16 protein-coding genes are annotated in these 15,602 nt (G+C 69.9%); 7 read left to right on the top strand and 9 right to left on the bottom strand.

The annotated features are described in order from the left end of the window. The first annotated feature begins 30 nt into the window (after window positions 1-30). The 4 genes from IT779_RS25750 to IT779_RS25735 all read left to right on the top strand — a co-directional run bounded on the left by IT779_RS25750 (window position 31) and on the right by IT779_RS25735 (window position 2,725). Entirely contained in the window at window positions 31-867 is an 837-nt protein-coding gene (locus IT779_RS25750) for a helix-turn-helix transcriptional regulator (RefSeq protein ID WP_196152008.1), read from the top strand. Between the two features lie 29 nt (window positions 868-896). Beyond that, a complete protein-coding gene (locus tag IT779_RS25745; RefSeq protein ID WP_196152007.1) occupies window positions 897-1,193 on the top strand; it encodes a DUF6412 domain-containing protein in 297 nt (98 codons plus the stop codon). A gap of 86 nt (window positions 1,194-1,279) precedes the next feature. Continuing rightward, a complete protein-coding gene (gene yidC, locus IT779_RS25740; protein WP_196152006.1) occupies window positions 1,280-2,176 on the top strand; it encodes a membrane protein insertase YidC in 897 nt (298 codons plus the stop codon). Between the two features lie 18 nt (window positions 2,177-2,194). Then, window positions 2,195-2,725 (top strand): NUDIX hydrolase, encoded by a 531-nt coding sequence (locus tag IT779_RS25735; protein WP_196152005.1) that lies wholly within the window; start codon window positions 2,195-2,197, stop codon window positions 2,723-2,725. 236 nt (window positions 2,726-2,961) lie between these two features. On the opposite strand, the gene IT779_RS25730 is transcribed toward IT779_RS25735, so the two are convergent. From IT779_RS25730 to IT779_RS25700, 7 genes are all read right to left on the bottom strand, one after another. Then, window positions 2,962-3,642 (bottom strand): TIGR00266 family protein, encoded by a 681-nt coding sequence (locus tag IT779_RS25730; RefSeq protein WP_196152004.1) that lies wholly within the window; start codon window positions 3,640-3,642, stop codon window positions 2,962-2,964. Between the two features lie 64 nt (window positions 3,643-3,706). Beyond that, window positions 3,707-4,072 carry an arsenate reductase family protein gene (locus tag IT779_RS25725; protein ID WP_196152003.1) on the bottom strand — a complete coding sequence of 122 codons (366 nt, stop codon included), beginning with the start codon at window positions 4,070-4,072 and terminating at the stop codon, window positions 3,707-3,709. A 9-nt stretch (window positions 4,073-4,081) separates the two neighbouring features. Then, window positions 4,082-5,647 (bottom strand): ArnT family glycosyltransferase, encoded by a 1,566-nt coding sequence (locus tag IT779_RS25720; RefSeq protein WP_196152002.1) that lies wholly within the window; start codon window positions 5,645-5,647, stop codon window positions 4,082-4,084. Next, a complete protein-coding gene (locus tag IT779_RS25715; RefSeq protein WP_196152001.1) occupies window positions 5,634-6,998 on the bottom strand; it encodes an aspartate aminotransferase family protein in 1,365 nt (454 codons plus the stop codon). The genes IT779_RS25720 and IT779_RS25715 overlap by 14 nt, the downstream gene beginning before the upstream one ends. Window positions 6,999-7,007: 9 nt before the next feature. Then, window positions 7,008-8,045 carry a TIGR03842 family LLM class F420-dependent oxidoreductase gene (locus tag IT779_RS25710; protein WP_196152000.1) on the bottom strand — a complete coding sequence of 346 codons (1,038 nt, stop codon included), beginning with the start codon at window positions 8,043-8,045 and terminating at the stop codon, window positions 7,008-7,010. A gap of 27 nt (window positions 8,046-8,072) precedes the next feature. Continuing rightward, the gene (gene hydA, locus IT779_RS25705; protein ID WP_196151999.1) at window positions 8,073-9,488 is read right to left on the bottom strand and encodes a dihydropyrimidinase; all 1,416 of its coding nucleotides are present in this window, start codon (window positions 9,486-9,488) and stop codon (window positions 8,073-8,075) included. Beyond that, window positions 9,485-10,324, bottom strand: a complete 840-nt coding sequence (locus IT779_RS25700; RefSeq protein WP_196151998.1) for a nitrilase-related carbon-nitrogen hydrolase — start codon at window positions 10,322-10,324, stop codon at window positions 9,485-9,487. The genes hydA and IT779_RS25700 overlap by 4 nt, the downstream gene beginning before the upstream one ends. A gap of 273 nt (window positions 10,325-10,597) precedes the next feature. On the opposite strand from IT779_RS25700, the gene IT779_RS25695 reads away from it, so the two are divergent. Beyond that, window positions 10,598-11,332, top strand: a complete 735-nt coding sequence (locus IT779_RS25695; RefSeq protein ID WP_332838962.1) for a peptidylprolyl isomerase — start codon at window positions 10,598-10,600, stop codon at window positions 11,330-11,332. Between the two features lie 233 nt (window positions 11,333-11,565). Here the strand turns inward: IT779_RS25695 and IT779_RS25690 are convergent, their stop codons facing one another. Further along, window positions 11,566-12,699, bottom strand: coding sequence for an NAD(P)/FAD-dependent oxidoreductase (locus IT779_RS25690; RefSeq protein WP_196151997.1), 1,134 nt, complete (start codon window positions 12,697-12,699; stop codon window positions 11,566-11,568). 135 nt (window positions 12,700-12,834) lie between these two features. Next, window positions 12,835-13,380: a DUF3592 domain-containing protein gene (locus IT779_RS25685; RefSeq protein ID WP_196151996.1), complete on the bottom strand. Its 546-nt coding sequence runs from the start codon at window positions 13,378-13,380 to the stop codon at window positions 12,835-12,837. 358 nt (window positions 13,381-13,738) lie between these two features. Between IT779_RS25685 and IT779_RS25680 the strand changes: the two genes are divergently transcribed. Both IT779_RS25680 and IT779_RS25675 read left to right on the top strand, forming a co-directional pair. Beyond that, window positions 13,739-14,953, top strand: coding sequence for a GAF domain-containing protein (locus IT779_RS25680; RefSeq protein ID WP_196151995.1), 1,215 nt, complete (start codon window positions 13,739-13,741; stop codon window positions 14,951-14,953). A 109-nt stretch (window positions 14,954-15,062) separates the two neighbouring features. Next, the coding region (locus IT779_RS25675) for an aldehyde dehydrogenase family protein (protein WP_196151994.1) at window positions 15,063-15,602 on the top strand (540 nt) is incomplete at its 3' end.

Below are 15,602 nucleotides of genomic sequence, written 5' to 3'. Positions count from 1 at the left end.
GGGATTCGCGTCACCTGCCGGGAGCGTCCGATGGAGAAGGCTCTGGTCACCGAGGGAGTGTCCGCGACACCCCGCATTCCGGGCGAATCGCGCCCGCCCGACGAGACATGTTGCGCGACAGCCATGCTGCGGCCCGGCATCCTCGCCTTCGGCGGCACGATCGGCGAGACCGCGCTGCACGCCCACCACGCCGTCCAGGTGCTCGCCGCGACCACCCCCCTGACCGTGATGGACGCCAGCGGCGTGCACCACCGCGGCACGCTGGTCATCGTGCCCGCCGACGCGCCGCACCGCATCGACGCGGGCGCCGCCCACGGCGCGGCGCTCTACCTCGATCCGGAGACGGTGGCAGGCGCGGCCGCGGACCGGCGCGCCCACACCGACGGCTGGACCGGCGGCCACCGTCCCCCCGCCGTCGACCTGCGCCGTCCCGCCCTCGCCGACCAGGTCGGCGCGATCGTCGCCGAGTTGCGCGGCGACCGGGAGTCCACGCGCACCGTCGCCCGCCACACGGCGGTCACCGAGGCACTGCGCATGCTGCCAACGCTGGTGCCCGACCGCACCGTGCGCGGCGCCGACGTGGCCCGGCGCGTCGGACTCTCCCCGACCCGGCTGTCGCATCTGTTCGCCGCCCAGGTCGGCATTCCGCTGCGGCCCTACATATTGTGGCTGCGGCTGCGCATGGCCATCGTCCGTGTGCGCTGCGGCGACGAACTGACCGAGGCCGCCCACGCCGCCGGATTCGACGACGGCGCCCACTTCACCCGCACCTGCCGCCGCACCTTCGGACTGGTCCCCGCGGCGCTGGACGCGACCCGCGACTGGGATCTGGGCGACAGCGCCTGGGCGTGCGACGCGAGCGCGTAGTTCCGCCGCACGGCACGTATGCTCGAACCGTGTTCTCGCGCGCGTGGCTGACCGTCTCCTCGGTCCTCGCCGTCCTCGCGCCTTTCCTGCTGCTCGGCGCCGCACCCGCCGGTGATTCCGGCGCGCTGATCCTGCTCGGCGCGGTCGCCACCGTCGCCGTCGTCGCGCTCGGAACTCCAAGAGCCGTCCCGGTTCCCGTCCCCGTCGCGGCACCCGGACCGCCCGCTTCCGCGCGCCGCCGCCGACGCGGCGCCTACCTGCGCCAGAGCAACCCGGATTCTCCTGGCCGTCCCCGACCGAGAGCACCGGGCGCGGTCGCGCGCTGACGACTGTCCCTTTCGTGGGAGTCGTCGGCCGTCGCCGACCGTATCCGCACGTGCCACAGGCACGTTCACCAGTCAGGTGCTCCCCCATGCTCGATATCGTCTATTACCCCGTGTCCGCCGTACTCCGGTTGTGGCACACCGTCTTCGCGGCCGCCTTCGGACCCGCCTCCGGCGTGGCCTGGGTGCTCGCCGTGATCTGCCTCATCGCGACCTTCCGCGCGGCCCTGATCCCGTCCTTCCTGAAGCAGGCGCGCAACCAGGCCGCCATGCGCCGCCTGCGACCGCGCGTCGCCGCCATCCAGCGCGCCAACGCGAACGACCGCGCCGAGCAGAGCGAGCAGATCCGCGCGCTGCACGCCGAACACGGCGTCGGCCTCTTCGTCGGCTGCCTCCCCGCGCTGGTGCAGGGCGTGGTCTTCCTCGGCCTGTTCCACGTGCTGCGCTCCTTCGACCGCACCACGGCGGTCGGCCACCTGCCGTTCCAGGCGATCGCGACGCCGATGACCCCCGAACAGAACGCCGCCACCCCCAACTACGTCTTCGACGCCGCCGACGTGCGGTCCTTCCTCGACGCCGACCTGTTCGGCGCGCCGCTGTCGGCGACACTCGCGGGCCACGCCGGTGTCGCGGTCGCCGCGGTGTCGATCACGCTCATGGTCGTCGCGGCGGTCGCCACACATCTCACCGCGCGCATCGCGGTCGCCCGCCAAGACCCCGACATGCCGCAGGCGCGACTGCTGAACACGCTCACGCTGTGGGTGTTCCCGGCGGGCGCGCTACTCGGCGGAGCGGTGCTGCCGATCGCGATCCTGGTGTACTGGGTGGCGAACAACGCCTGGACGGCGGCGCAGCAGTATCTCGTGCACCGGCGGGTGGCGGCGGAGTCCGCCGTGGCCGAGCGCGCGACGGTCGAGCGTCGGGCGAGCGCGCCGAAGCCGGGCGCGAAACCCGTGCGGACCAAGTCGCGCCGCGCCGACGGCTGAGGCCGCTACCCTCGACCGGTGTTCGCGCAGCAGAGTTCGGAGCAGATCGCCGTCTACGACCGGTCGGGCCGGGTCACCGGCGCCGCCGACCGCGCGCGGGTCTATCGGGACGGGCTGTGGCACGCGAGTGCGGGCGTGCTGGTCCGCTCCCGCGACGGCGAGCGGGTCTACGTGCACCGGCGCACCGACACCAAGATGGTGTTCGCGGGCATGCACGACTGCCTGGCGGGCGGTGTGGTCGGTCCCGGTGAGAGTCCGCAGGAGACCGCCGTGCGCGAACTGGCCGAAGAACTCGGCATCACGGTGTCGCAGGACGCGGCGCCGCTGCCGATGGCGAGCGCGTCCTGGGACGGCGAGTGGGCGGGCGCGCCGATGCGCTGCCACCTGTTCGCCTACGAACTGCGCTACGACGGGCCGATCCGGCACCAACCCGAGGAGATCGCCGACGGCTGGTGGTGGACCGACGCCGAATTGCGAGCGCGACTCGACGACCCGGAGTGGCCGTTCGTCCCCGATACCCGAGTACTGGTCGACGATCTGCTCGCGTGACGCCGGAAACCCGGATCGACCCGAAAGAAAACGGCCCGCCGGATATTTCGGCGGGCCGTGTTTTCCATCGCGCTACTACGCCGCGCTTCCCGCGCTCGCGGCGGAAAGGGTCTGAAGGAAATTGGCGAGTACGGCCAGCAGTTCCATGAAGAATTCCTCTGGGTCGGGATCGATGCGAGCCAACAGCATCGACCACGTTTGTGTCGCGCGGATTAACGGACGGTGACTTCCACCCGTCAGCCCGAGGAGACCATCGAGCCTGCCCAGGCGGCGAACGCCCCCGGATTCCGGGTCTGCAACAGCACTCGGCCCGGCCCGACGAAATCGAAGACGAAGCCTTCGCCGGATTTCAGCGATTGGATCGATCGACCGGACACCGCGCGCCGGATGGTGAAATTCATCGACAGGTCGTAGGCGACCACGTGCCCGGTGTCGATGGTGATCGGTTCGCCGGGTTGGAGATCGATCACGTCGATCGCCCCGAAAACTCCCACCACGATTTCCCCGGACCCGTGCGCGCGTAATCCGAAACCGCCCTCGCCGCCGAACAGATTCGAGAATCCGCCCCACTTGCTTTCCACCTGCACGCCATGCGAATTCGCGATCCAGCCGCCGCGGCTGATGAAATACGGGCGGTCCTCGCTGATCTGAAGATTCAGCATGTCGCCGGGCAGCGCGGGCGCGACGTCGACCCACCCGCCCTGCGGCGGCGCGGTGAACGTGGAGACGAAGAACGATTCGCCCGCGAGGACCGAACGCTTCAGGCCCGCGAGAATGCCGCCCTCGGCCTTCGCCTGCAAGCCGACTCCGGCCGAATGGGCCACCATGGCGCCGCTCTCGACCCGCATCGGCTCGCCGCCCGCCAGGAAGCACCGCGCGATCGTCGAGGCGGGGTTGTGGCGCAACTGTACCTTCATGCGGGCGACCCTACCGGGTGTCGGAGTCCACCGGCGGTGCGCCGAATGCCGCCGTGACCGGCGCTCAGCCGAGCGTGCGCAGCGATTCCTCGGTGCGGGCCAGCACCGCGGCGCCGTCGGCGGTGAGCACGATGGGGCGTTGGATGAGTTTCGGATTCGCCGCGAGCGCCTCGATCCAACGTTCCCGGTCGGCGGGACCGCGACCCCAGTCGGTCATGCCGAGATCCTTCGCGATCTGTTCGCCGGTGCGGGTGATGTCCCACGGTTCGGCGTCGAGGCGGGCCAGTACCGCGCGCAGTTCGTCGGCGGTTGGCGGGTCGTCGAGGTAGCGGCGCACGGTGTAGTCGACTCCGGCCGCGTCCAGGTGGGCGGCGGCGTTGCGGCTCTTGGTGCACCGCGGGTTGTGCCAGATTTCGGTCTGCCCGGTCATCGTCCAAGCCTAGAGGTGCATGAGATCGGTCCAGACCTCCGACCACGGATGCCGTCGCCCGGTGCACACCCAGACGGTGACCCCTTGCGTATTGCCCGGATAGCCGAGTCGGGTGTCGACGGCGCCCGCCGGGCGGATCTCGTCGAAGTTCCAGCGCAGGAAGCCCTCGTTCACGCCGACGGCGATCACCGCGCTCGCCGAATCCGCTGGGGCGCCGAAGTATCCGAAGCCGCGGCTGGCGCTGTGCACGGGCGGCAGCCGGTCGCGGCCGAGCTGGTCGAGCGCGCTCGCCTGCCAGTAGGTGTCGGTGAGCAGCACCGCGCGTTCCTGTTCCGCCGGTGGCATTCCGGCGTAGACCTCGTCGACCGCCGCGGTGAGTTCGGGCCAGCCGAATTCGCCGTAGACGCCGATATTGATCGCGGCCTCGGCGTCGTCACGCGGCGGCGCGATCCGCTCGGGCGAGCGCCACGGTGTGTCGTAGAGCACCAGACCGGTGGCGGCCGTCGCGAAAAGGGCCGCCGACACCACCGCGCCACGCCGCATGGTCGGTCGCAGCTTTCGTGCGAACTCCACGAGCCCGACGGCGCCCGCCGCCAGCACGACGGCGTACATGCCTGCCATGTAGTAGACACGGCCGCCGAGCGCCAGGAAGATCAGCGTGAGCGCGACGGCAGCGACACCGAGGAACCGGTAGGGCCGCAGCGAGGCATGACGCAACAGCGCCCACCCGCCGTAGAGCAGCACCACCGCGCCGAGACAGCCCGCGAGCAGGATGCCAAGCGGCACGAACATCACCCGTCCGCCGAGAATGCCCTGTTCCCCGCTGATGACCTCGCCCATGCGCAGTTGCGGCCAGCCGTGCCCGGACTGCCAGACCAGTTGCGGCACGGTCGCCGCGACCACGATCGCCCCGCCGAGCCACAGCAGCGGGCGGCGCGCCAGCGCGCGCGGACCGACCAGCAGCGCCGCGCTCACCACACAGATCCAGAAGAACGGGATCAGCCACTTGACCTGCATGTCGATCGCGGTCACCAGCGCCGCCGCGAACAGCAGCAGGTCGCGCCGGGTACGCACCCAGCACACCACGAGCCACGTGATCACCACCCACAGCGCGGTGTCGACGGCGTTGGTGGTCAGCATCTTGCCCTGCAGCAGCAGGAACGGCGAGGTCGCGTAGGCGAGCGCGGCGCCGGTCTGGGCCGCACGGCCGCCGCCGAATTCGCGCGCGATCACGGCGGTCAGCACGATCGCCAGCACGGTCAGCAGCACCGAGGGCCACCGCAGGACGAAGTAGGAGCCGGGGGCGAGGATGTCCATGAACCGGGCGAGCAGCGGCAGCGCCGGACCCTGATCGGCGTAGCCGAAGGCCGGGCGGCGGCCCGCGGCGAGGAAATAGAGTTCGTCGCCGAAATAGCCGTACCGGCCCGCCGAGAACAGCAGCACGCCCGCCGCGACGGCGGCGACGGACCACACACCGGTGCGCGCGAACGGCGGGCGCGGATCGGTCTCCTGTCGATCCTCGAGCGCGGGCGGTACGAACTCCCGGTCCGTCTGTAGCTCGCTAAGTCCCGACATGGCGATCGGCCACCTCCAGCACCTCATCCACGATGTCGAGTCCGAGCCGGATCTCCTCGGCGGTGGTGGTGAGCGGCGGCGCGATCTGGAATCGGTTGCCCGCGTTGAACGGCCACAGTCCGCGCGCCTTGGCCGCGGCGGTCACCTCGTTCATGGGTTCGGCGAGCGCACCGGTGGCCGCGAACGGGATCAGCGGTTCCCGGGTGTGCGGGTCACGCACGAGTTCCAGCGCCCAGAAGTAGCCGAGTCCGCGCACCTCACCGACGCTGGGATGGCGGGCAGCCAACTCCTCCAGCCCCTTGCCGAGGACCTGCGCGCCGACCGACCGCACGTGCTCGAGGATGCCGTCGCGTTCGAACACCCCGATCGAGGCCACGCCCGCCGCGCAGGCCAGCGGATGGCCCGCGTAGGTGAGTCCGCCCGGATACGGGGTGTCGTCGTAGCGGCGAGCGATGCGTTCGGCGATGAGCACGCCGCCGAGCGGGACATAGCCGGAGTTCACGCCCTTGGCGAAGGTGAGGATGTCGGGCGCGACCTCGAAGGCGTCGACCGCGAACCACTCACCGACCCGGCCGAAGCCGACCATCACCTCGTCGGCGATGTAGACGATGCCGAATTCGTCACACAGCGCGCGCACCCCGGCGAGATAGCCGGGCGGCGGGACGAGCACGCCGTTGGTGCCGACCACCGTCTCCATGATGAGCCCGGCGATATGCGCGGGGCCCTCGGCCTCGATGACCTGCCGCAGGTGGGTCAGGGCGGCGGCGGTCTCCTCCTCCGGTGTCCGCGCCCCCCACGGCGAGCGGTACAGGTACGGACCGAAGAACCGCACCACATCCACATTGGTCGGTTCGGCGCCCCACCGGCGCGGCTCACCGGTCAACCCGATCGCGACGCCGGTGCCGCCGTGATACGAGCGGTAGGCGGCCAGCATCTTGGTGCGGCCGGTGTAGCTGCGCGCCAACCGCACCGCGTGTTCGACGGCCTCCGCGCCGCCGGTGGTGAACAGCACCCGGTTCAGGTCGCCGGGCGCGCGCTCAACGACGAGTCGCGCCAATTCGCTGCGCGCCCGGTTGCCGACGGTCGGGGAGATCGTGGCCAGCTCCCGGGCCTGCGCGACCACGGCCTCGATCATGTCCGGATGCTGGTGGCCGATATTGACATTCACCAGTTGCGAGGAGAAGTCCAGATACCGTGCACCGGTCTCGTCCCAGAACCAGGACCCCGACGCGCCGGTGATCAGCACCGGATTCGGCCCGCCCTGGGCGCTCCACGGGTAGAAGACATGATCCTCAGCGGTCACCTGTACATCCCTCGTCACTCGGGGTCGCCCGGATCGGGCGCGATTCACGCGTGCCGGTCATCCGACGGTCTCGGTCGCGGTGGCGACCCGCGACAGCCGGGGCAGCACCGATTCACCGTATGCCTCGAGGGTGGATCCCTTCGCGTCGTGTTGCAGATACACCGCGAACTGGTCGACGCCGAGCCCTTCGAGTTCGCGCAGCCGCAGCAGGTGCTGGTCCGGATCGCCGAGCAGGCAGAACCGGTCGATGACGGCGTCGGGGACGAATTCGGCGTGGGTGTTGCCCGCGCGGCCGTGCTCGTTGTAGTCGTAGCCGTCGCGTCCGGCGATGTAGTCGGTGAGGGCGGCCGGTATCCCGCCGCCGGTGCCGTAGCGCGCCACGATGTCGGCCACGTGATTGCCGACCATGCCGCCGAACCAGCGGCACTGCTCGCGCGCGTGCGCCAGCCCCGCCGTCGACCCGTCGGTGACGTAGGCGGGCGCGGCCACGCAGATCGTCACCGCGTCCGGGTCGCGGCCCGCGAGTTCGGCGGCCGCACGCACCCGCGCGATGGTCCACGCGGTGATGTCGGGATCGGCCAGTTGCAGGATGAACCCGTCGGCAATCTGGCCGGTGAGATCCAGTGCGCGCGGGCCGTATCCGGCCACCCACACCTCGAGCCGCGAATCGCGCGCCCACGGGAAACGCACCACGGTGTCGCCGATCCTGGCGCTGCGCCCGTTGCCGAGTTCGCGGATCACCCCGACCGATTCGCGCAGGGTGGCCAACGTGGTCGGTTTGCCGCCGGTCGCGCGGACGGCCGAATCACCGCGCCCGATACCGCAGATCGTGCGGTTGCCGAACATGTCGTTGAGGGTCGCGAAGGTCGAGGCGGTGACCGTCCAGTCCCTGGTCGCCGGGTTGGTCACCATCGGGCCGACCACGACTTTGCGGGTAGCCGACAATATCCGACTGTGGATCACATAGGGCTCCTGCCACAGCAGGTGCGAATCGAAGGTCCACACATGCGAGAAGCCGTGCGTCTCGGCCAGTCTCGCCAACTCGATCACCCGAGACGCGGGCGGCGTGCATTGCAACACCACACCGATATCCATGCGGCACACTCCATTCCGATCGCGCGGTCAGAGCAGGTTCTGCGACAGTTCACGTTTCAGGAAGCGGCCGTCGCCCGCGCGGCCGAGATAGCGTCCGTCGTCCACGATCACGCGACCGCGCGCGAGCACGGTGTCCACGTGGCCGTCCACCTCGAAACCCTCGTAGGCCGAATAGTCCATGTTCATGTGGTGGGTCCGGCCGATCCCGATGGAGGTGTGGCCCTTCGGGTCGTAGATCACGATATCGGCGTCGGCGCCGGGCGAGATCACGCCCTTGCGCGGATACAGCCCGAACATGCGCGCGGGCGCGGTGCAGCACACCTCGACCCAGCGCTGCGGGGAGATCAACCCGTTCACCACGCCCTGGAACATCAGGTCCATCCGGTGTTCGACACCGCCGATGCCGTTCGGGATCTTGCTGAAATCACCACGGCCACGGTCCTTCTGGTCCTTCATGCAGAACGGGCAGTGGTCGGTGCTCACGGCGGTGACATCGCCGGTGCGCAGGTAGCGCCACAGCGCGTCCTGATGCCCTTCGGCCCGTGCCCGCAGCGGCGTCGAGCACACCCACTTGGCGCCGTCGAAACCCGGTGCGCCCAAATGCTCTTCGAGCGAGAGGTACAGGTACTGCGGGCAGGTCTCGCCGAAGACGTTGCGTCCCCGACCGCGCGCCTCGGCGATCTGCGCCAGCGCCTGGGCCGCCGACACGTGCACCACGTACAGCGGCGCACCGGTCACCTCCGCCAGCATGATCGCCCGGTGGGTGGCCTCTTCCTCCAGTTGCCACGGGCGCGTCACACCGTGGAAGTACGGAGCGGTGTCGCCGCGCGCGAGCGCCTGTTCGACCAGCACGTCGATGGCTATGCCGTTCTCGGCGTGCATCATCACCAGCGCGCCGAGTTCGGCGGCCGATTGCATGGCCCGCAGGATCTGGCCGTCGGTGGAGTAGAAGACGCCGGGATAGGCCATGAACAGTTTGAAACTGGTGACGCCCTCGGCCACCAGTTCGCTCATCCCCTTCAGCGATTCGGCGTCGACCGAGCCCATGATCTGGTGGAAGCCGTAGTCGATCGCGCACCGCCCGTCGGCCTTGCGATGCCATTCGGCCATGGTGTCCTGAAGGCGTTCGCCCGCACTCTGGACCGCGAAATCGACGATCGTGGTGGTACCGCCCCAGGCCGCGGCGCGGGTGCCGGTCTCGAAGGTGTCGGATGCCTCGGTGCCGCCGAACGGCATCTGCATGTGCGTATGCCCGTCCACACCGCCGGGCACGACGTAGCGGCCGGTGGCGTCGATGACGGTGCCGACGCCCGCGGCGAGGTCGGCGCCGAGCGCGCCCGGATCGAGCAGCGCGGCGATGCGCTCGCCGTCGACCAGGACGTCGAGCAGTTGCGCACCGGTGGTGGAGACGACGGTGCCGCCGCGGATCAGGGTGCGGCTCATGGCGCCACCAGCGGTCCGTAGGCGTCGGGTCTGCGATCGCGGTAGAAGGCCCAGCGGTCGCGCACGACCTTGATCAGATCCATGTCCAGATCGCGCACCACGAGTTCCGGATCGGTGTCGGAGGCCGGTTCGCCGACGAATTGCCCTTCCGGGTCGACGAAATAGCTGGTGCCGTAGAAATCGTCGTCGCCGTATTCGGATTCGACGCCGACCCGGTTGATCGCGCCGATGTAGTACTCGTTGGCGACCGCGGCGGCGGGCTGCTCCAGCTTCCACAGGTAGGACGAGAGACCACGCGAGGTGGCCGACGGATTGAACACGATTTCCGCACCCGCCAGACCGAGTGCGCGCCAGCCCTCCGGAAAATGCCGGTCGTAACAGATGTAGACGCCGACCCGCCCGACCGCGGTGTCGAATACCGGCCAGCCCAGATTGCCCGGCCGGAAATAGAATTTCTCCCAGAATCCGCGCACGTGCGGAATATGGTGTTTGCGATATTTGCCGAGCCACCGCCCGTCGGCGTCGATCACCACGGCCGTGTTGTAGAGCAGCCCCGGTTGTTCCTGCTCGTAGACCGGAAGCACCATGACCATGCCGAGCTCGCGCGCCAATGCCGCGAACCGCTCGGTGGTCGGTCCTGGAACCGTTTCCGCGTAGTCGTAGTATTTCGCGTCCTGCGTCTGACAGAAATACGGCCCGTAGAACAACTCCTGGAAGCAGAGCACCTGCGCACCCTGTGCCGCCGCCCGCCGCGCACTCTCCTCGTGCGCCACGATCATCGACTCTTTATCACCCGTCCAGTTCGCCTGGACCAGCGCCGCTCGAACGGTTCCCATGATTCCCATCGTGCACCCCGAACCCCGTTCGACACGTCACATCCACGCGGAAACCTCACCCGCGCGAGAATCGGCAACCCACGTTCACCAGAAGTTAGCCGATACCTCCAGGTCGGTTTCGCCCGAGATCGGTGCCGCACCGCGACCGACGCGTCCCGATCAGATCCCGCCCACTCCGATACCGCCCGTTTCGTGACGCGGTGTGCGGGGTAGATGGCAGTATGCGGGCCGAGCATCGATCGGTGCGCGGACCCGACCAGGGAGATCCCGACTGTGAGTAGTGGAACAGGCATGCGCGTGACCGGACGCGGGACGGACGGCGCGCGGCGTCGCGGGCGCGCGATGCGCCGGGTGCTGCCCGGGCTCGGCGTGCTGGTGGCGGGTGCGGCGCTCACCCTGTTCGCGGCGGGCGGGGTGTCGGCGCAGACCTGGCACCTGCGGCAGGCGCCCGCGGGTTGCGCGGCCGCGGCGCCCGGACAGCCCAACGGCAAGCAGTGGCCGGTCGAACCCGGACTGTGGATCGACCCGGCGGCGGGCTACACCGCGACACTGGACACCAACTGCGGCGCGATCACCGTCGCGCTCGAGGTCGCCCGCGCGCCGCGCACGGTGAACTCCTTCGCCTTCCTCGCGGGCGAACAGTACTTCGACCGCACCCGCTGCCACCGCCTCACCACCGAGGGCATCTACGTCCTGCAATGCGGCGACCCAACGGCGACCGGCACCGGCGGCCCCGGCTACCGGTTCCCCGACGAGAACCTCGCGGGCGCCACCTACCCGGCGGGCACCCTCGCCATGGCCAACTCCGGCCGCGACACCAACGGCAGCCAGTTCTTCCTGGTGTACCGCGACAGCCAACTGCCCCCGAACTACACCCCGTTCGGACGCGTGGTCGGCGGCCTCGACGTGCTCACCCGCATCGCGGGCGCGGGCGTGCGCGACGGTTCCGGCGACGGGACCCCGGCAACCGACGTCGCCCTGAACACGGTCACCACCGCACGCTCCTGAACCCGTGTGGGCTCACCGTGTCACGGCGGCCCGGCCGAAGTCGTCCTCGGGCCGGTTACCGGGCGGGCTGGGAAGCCTCCCGCGACTGGCGAGCCACGGAAGCGGATCGCCCCCTGTTACCGCGAAGGTTGGGAAGCCTCACGTCGTCTCGCGTCGACGCATCCTCGAACCGCGCGTGCGGGAGAGCGAGCGGCGGCGTAGGACCGCCTGAACCGGCGCAAGCGGGGGAAACCTCATTCGCCCGTGGGCAGCGGGTCATTGTGCCGTATTCCGCGATAGATGCCGCGGTGCACGATCCAAGGGTTCAGCACGCGGTCGACCGACCAGGCGGGGAGACGGACGACCCGGCCGCCGGGGGTGAAGATCTGGAAACCGTCCGGCTGCGGGCCGAGCACCGAACCCCAGTGGTGCGAAGGCGGGCGGTAGGCGCGGGGTCGGCGGCCGTCGAACAAGGCCCGCACATTGCGGGCGACGAGGGCGTCGGCCTGGTTGCGGGCGGAGGTGCGCATCGGGTCGGTGGCGGCCACGTCGCCGACCGCGAACACCTCGGGGTGGCCCGGCACCGTGAGTTCGGGGGTGACCCGCACGAATCCGCGCTCGTCCAGCAGCTCCGCGGGCAGCCAGCCGGTATTCGGCCGCGCTCGGCCGATCGCCCAGACCACGGCGTCGGCGCGGGCCTCGGGCTGCCCGGTGGACCAGGTCACGGGTTCGGCGGTGATCTCGTCACCGAGGAATTCCTCCGGTACGACGGCACGGTGTCCCGGATGCACGCCGACACCGAGTCCGTCGAGCCTGCGCCGGATGCTCTCCCAGGTGCGCGGGTGGTGGTCGGTCAGTGCGCGCGCACCGGGGAAATACAGGTCGACGCGGGTGGCGGGCCAGGTGCGCGCGAGGTTGGCGGCCGTCGACACCGCCGCCGCTCCCCCGCCGACGACGATGACCGAGGACGCCGCGGCCATTCGCTCGTTGGCCGCGCGCACCTCCGCGCGCACCTGCGCCTCGCTCTGCAATGTCGGCTGCCGCCAGAAACCGTTCGCGACACCGGTCGAGATCACCAACGCGTCGTAGGACATGCCGAGGTCCGTACCATTGCCGTTGTCCACGAACACTTTTCGCGCGGCCAGGTCCACACCGGTGAGCGCGGCGTGCACGGTGCGGACCTTGTCGAGTCCGCGCAGCCTGTCGAACGGGACGAAGAACTCGCGCGCCCACCGGCTCGGCGTACTCAACCGCAACCCCAGCTCCCGGCCGCTGACCAGCGCGGGCTTCACCGATACACCGACGACATCGGCATAGCGGGCCAACCGGATGGCGGTCAACACTCCCATGTCACCGAGTCCGGCGATCACCACACGTCTGCGTTCCACCACGCAACCTCCTGCCATGCTGACGCCAGGCTATGCGTCCGGCACGCGCGAGGGAATGTTCGCCTCCGGTCTCGAGCGAACAACCTCCCTTTCCCGAGCAGACGACCGCGCCCGTTGTGGCGGACAACAGCTCCGTCAGCCGAACCACTTCGCGAGGACTTCCTGGAGGCTGCCGAGCGCGCCGCCGAGGGTTTCGTCGAGCCAGTCGATCGTGTCGCCCGCGGCTTGTTCACTCCACGTCAGCACGCCGTCGAAACCGAGCAGGTACGCGATGGGCAGGACGATCGCCGCAACCCCGACGACCACCAGAATCGGGAAGGCGACGAGACTCCCGATGCCCTTGGCGATACCGAGGGCGTCCACGTGCTCGGGATCGCTCGGCCTGTAGACCACGGTGATCCGCGCCCCGACGCGGGGGCGGCTCATCACCGTGTCGGCCAGGGCGATGTGCCGGTGTTCTCCGGTCGCCGCGGTGAATTCCACGGCGGGCCGGTATATGCGATGGCCTTCGGAGTCGCTTTCCTCGGCGAACGAGGTGATGGTGCCACGCGCCCGGTGCCCGCCCAACCACAGCACCGCGCGCTCGATGGTCTGCCGCAGGAGTCCGACGCCGATGCTGAACTGCGCCACCCCGAACAGGACCACCACAACGAGGCCCACATAGTCCCAGAAACCATGCACGACAACAGGATATGGATCCGAGGTGGAATCTACGGGTCACGTGACGACGATCACTGCGCGGGGATGTATCGCCGACCTGGAAGGCCGAAGCGACCCGCCGACGGCGCACAGCGACTGTGGTGAAACTCCCTCATGCGCACCCGCGCGCTCGCCGTGGAACCGTCGGGCATCGAGCTCGACGCCACGTCAGGAGCCGGACAATCCCGCCACCCGGCCCGGGGCGGACGCACCACCCGCGGCGGACAAACCCTCACCCGCCCCCGGTAGCGGACTCCGTACCGTGTCGGGAAAGGATCCCTGCCGTGTTCGTCCGATTCGGCGGCCCGCCCCGAGGCGACGAGGCATCATGGGAGGCGTCATGGCACATCGTCCCAGCTTGTCCCGTCGACGGGCCGCACTCGAAGATGCCTGGGCCCGCTGGGTGCCGGGCCGCGCCCCTGAGTACAACGACGACGAGGACGACGCGGCGCCGCGCGGTGAGGTCGCGCAGTCCTGGTTGCGGTCGCTGCGCACCGTCGATCCCGCCCGCGACCGCGCACCGAGCGCCGCCGACGCCGACGCGCGCTGGGCGGATTCACCGCTGCGCGCCCCGGTGACCGATCTCGGCGAGGAATTGCGTTCGATCGCCGAGGACGCCGACTTCGTCGCCGCCGTCACCGACGAGACCGGCACCATCCTGTGGTCGTGCGGCGGCCGGGTCATGCGCCGCCGCGCCGAACGGGTGAACTTCGCGCCGGGCGGTCGATGGGACGAACCGAGCATGGGCACCAACGCGCTGTCGCTGTCGCTGCGCACCGACCGGCCGCACCAGGTGTTCTCCGCCGAACACCTGGTCGCGGCGCTGCACGGCTGGGTCTGCTACTGCGCGCCGATCCGCGCGGCGGACGGCGGCCTGGTCGGCGTCCTCGACCTGTCGACGACCTGGGATCGCTCCCATCCGCTGGCGATGTCGACGGTGCGCACGCTGGCCGCCGCCGTGGAGTCCAAGCTGCACAACCGCATGCAGGCCGCCGGTGTGCGGCTGCGCTGTCTCGGCGCGTCCACGCTGACCCGCGACGGGCAGCCCGTCCGCCTGCGACCCCGCCACCTGGAGATCCTCACCCTGCTCGCCCTCGAGCCCGACGGTTACACCCACGAGCGGCTGCACCACGCGATCTACGGCGATCGCGTGGTCGGTTCGAGCACCCTCAAATCCGAGATGTCGTATCTGCGGCGCGCCACCGGCGGTGACATCACCGCGCGCGTCTATCAACTGGTCAGCCCGATCTCCTGCGATGCGGTGGAGTTGGCCGCCGCCCTCGCCGCGGGCGATACCGCCGCCGCGGTCCGCCTGTATCGCGGCCCGCTGCTGCCGGGCTCGGATACGCCGGGCATCGTGGAGTGGCGCGAATTCCTCTATGTTGGCGTGCGCACCGCGGTGTTGGCGCACGGCGATCCCGAACTCGCGCTGCGCTTCGGCGAATTCGCGCCAGGGGATCGCGAGGTGCACGAGCACGCGCTGCGCCTGCTGCCCGCCGACGACGGTCGGCGCGCCGTCGCCGCGGCCCGTCTGCACCACGCGCTGCGCGACTGAGCGTCCGGCGAGTCCTTCAACGTTTCATCAACCCGCAGCGGGAATAGTGATTGCCGTCACGCAGTCGTGCCGTGACGGTGTCAGGTCAGGATCGAACGAGGAGACCGCCATGATCTACGCACAGCCGGGTACCGAAGGCAGCATCGTCGAATACGCGCCCCGCTACGACAATTTCATCGGCGGCGAATGGCGCGCGCCCGTCGAGGGGCGGTATTTCGTGAATCCCTCCCCCGTCGACGGATCGAGTTTCTGCGAGGTCGCGCGCTCCTCGGCGGCCGATATCGAACTCGCCCTCGACGCCGCGCACCGCGCCGCCGATTCCTGGGGCCGCACCGCACCCACCGAACGCGCGAACATCCTCAACAAGATCGCCGACCGGATCGAGACGCATCTCGAGGCGCTCGCGGTCGCCGAGAGCTGGGAGAACGGGAAACCGGTCCGCGAGACCCTCGCCGCCGACCTGCCGCTCGCAGTCGACCACTTCCGCTATTTCGCCGGTGCGCTGCGCGGACAGGAAGGCTCGATCTCCCAGATCGACGCCGACACCATCGCCTACCACTTCCACGAACCACTCGGCGTCGTCGGCCAGATCATCCCCTGGAACTTCCCCATCCTCATGGCCACCTGGAAACTCGCCCCCGCACTCGCC

It is taken from the genome of Nocardia bovistercoris, from assembly GCF_015674855.1.
Taxonomy (GTDB): Bacteria; Actinomycetota; Actinomycetes; order Mycobacteriales; family Mycobacteriaceae; genus Nocardia; species Nocardia bovistercoris.
The sequence above is the reverse complement of the archived record's forward strand: the minus strand, read 5'-3'. Positions and strand labels throughout refer to the sequence as shown.

Coding starts and splice junctions, on each gene's coding strand:
- IT779_RS25680 (WP_196151995.1), top strand. CDS start 13,739: ATGGCACATCGTCCCAGCTTGTCCCGTCGACGGGCCGCACTCGAAGAT.
- yidC (WP_196152006.1), top strand. CDS start 1,280: ATGCTCGATATCGTCTATTACCCCGTGTCCGCCGTACTCCGGTTGTGG.
- IT779_RS25700 (WP_196151998.1), bottom strand. CDS start 10,324: ATGGGAACCGTTCGAGCGGCGCTGGTCCAGGCGAACTGGACGGGTGAT.
- IT779_RS25730 (WP_196152004.1), bottom strand. CDS start 3,642: ATGAAGGTACAGTTGCGCCACAACCCCGCCTCGACGATCGCGCGGTGC.
- IT779_RS25725 (WP_196152003.1), bottom strand. CDS start 4,072: ATGACCGGGCAGACCGAAATCTGGCACAACCCGCGGTGCACCAAGAGC.
- IT779_RS25750 (WP_196152008.1), top strand. CDS start 31: ATGGAGAAGGCTCTGGTCACCGAGGGAGTGTCCGCGACACCCCGCATT.
- IT779_RS25720 (WP_196152002.1), bottom strand. CDS start 5,647: ATGTCGGGACTTAGCGAGCTACAGACGGACCGGGAGTTCGTACCGCCC.
- IT779_RS25710 (WP_196152000.1), bottom strand. CDS start 8,045: ATGGATATCGGTGTGGTGTTGCAATGCACGCCGCCCGCGTCTCGGGTG.
- hydA (WP_196151999.1), bottom strand. CDS start 9,488: ATGAGCCGCACCCTGATCCGCGGCGGCACCGTCGTCTCCACCACCGGT.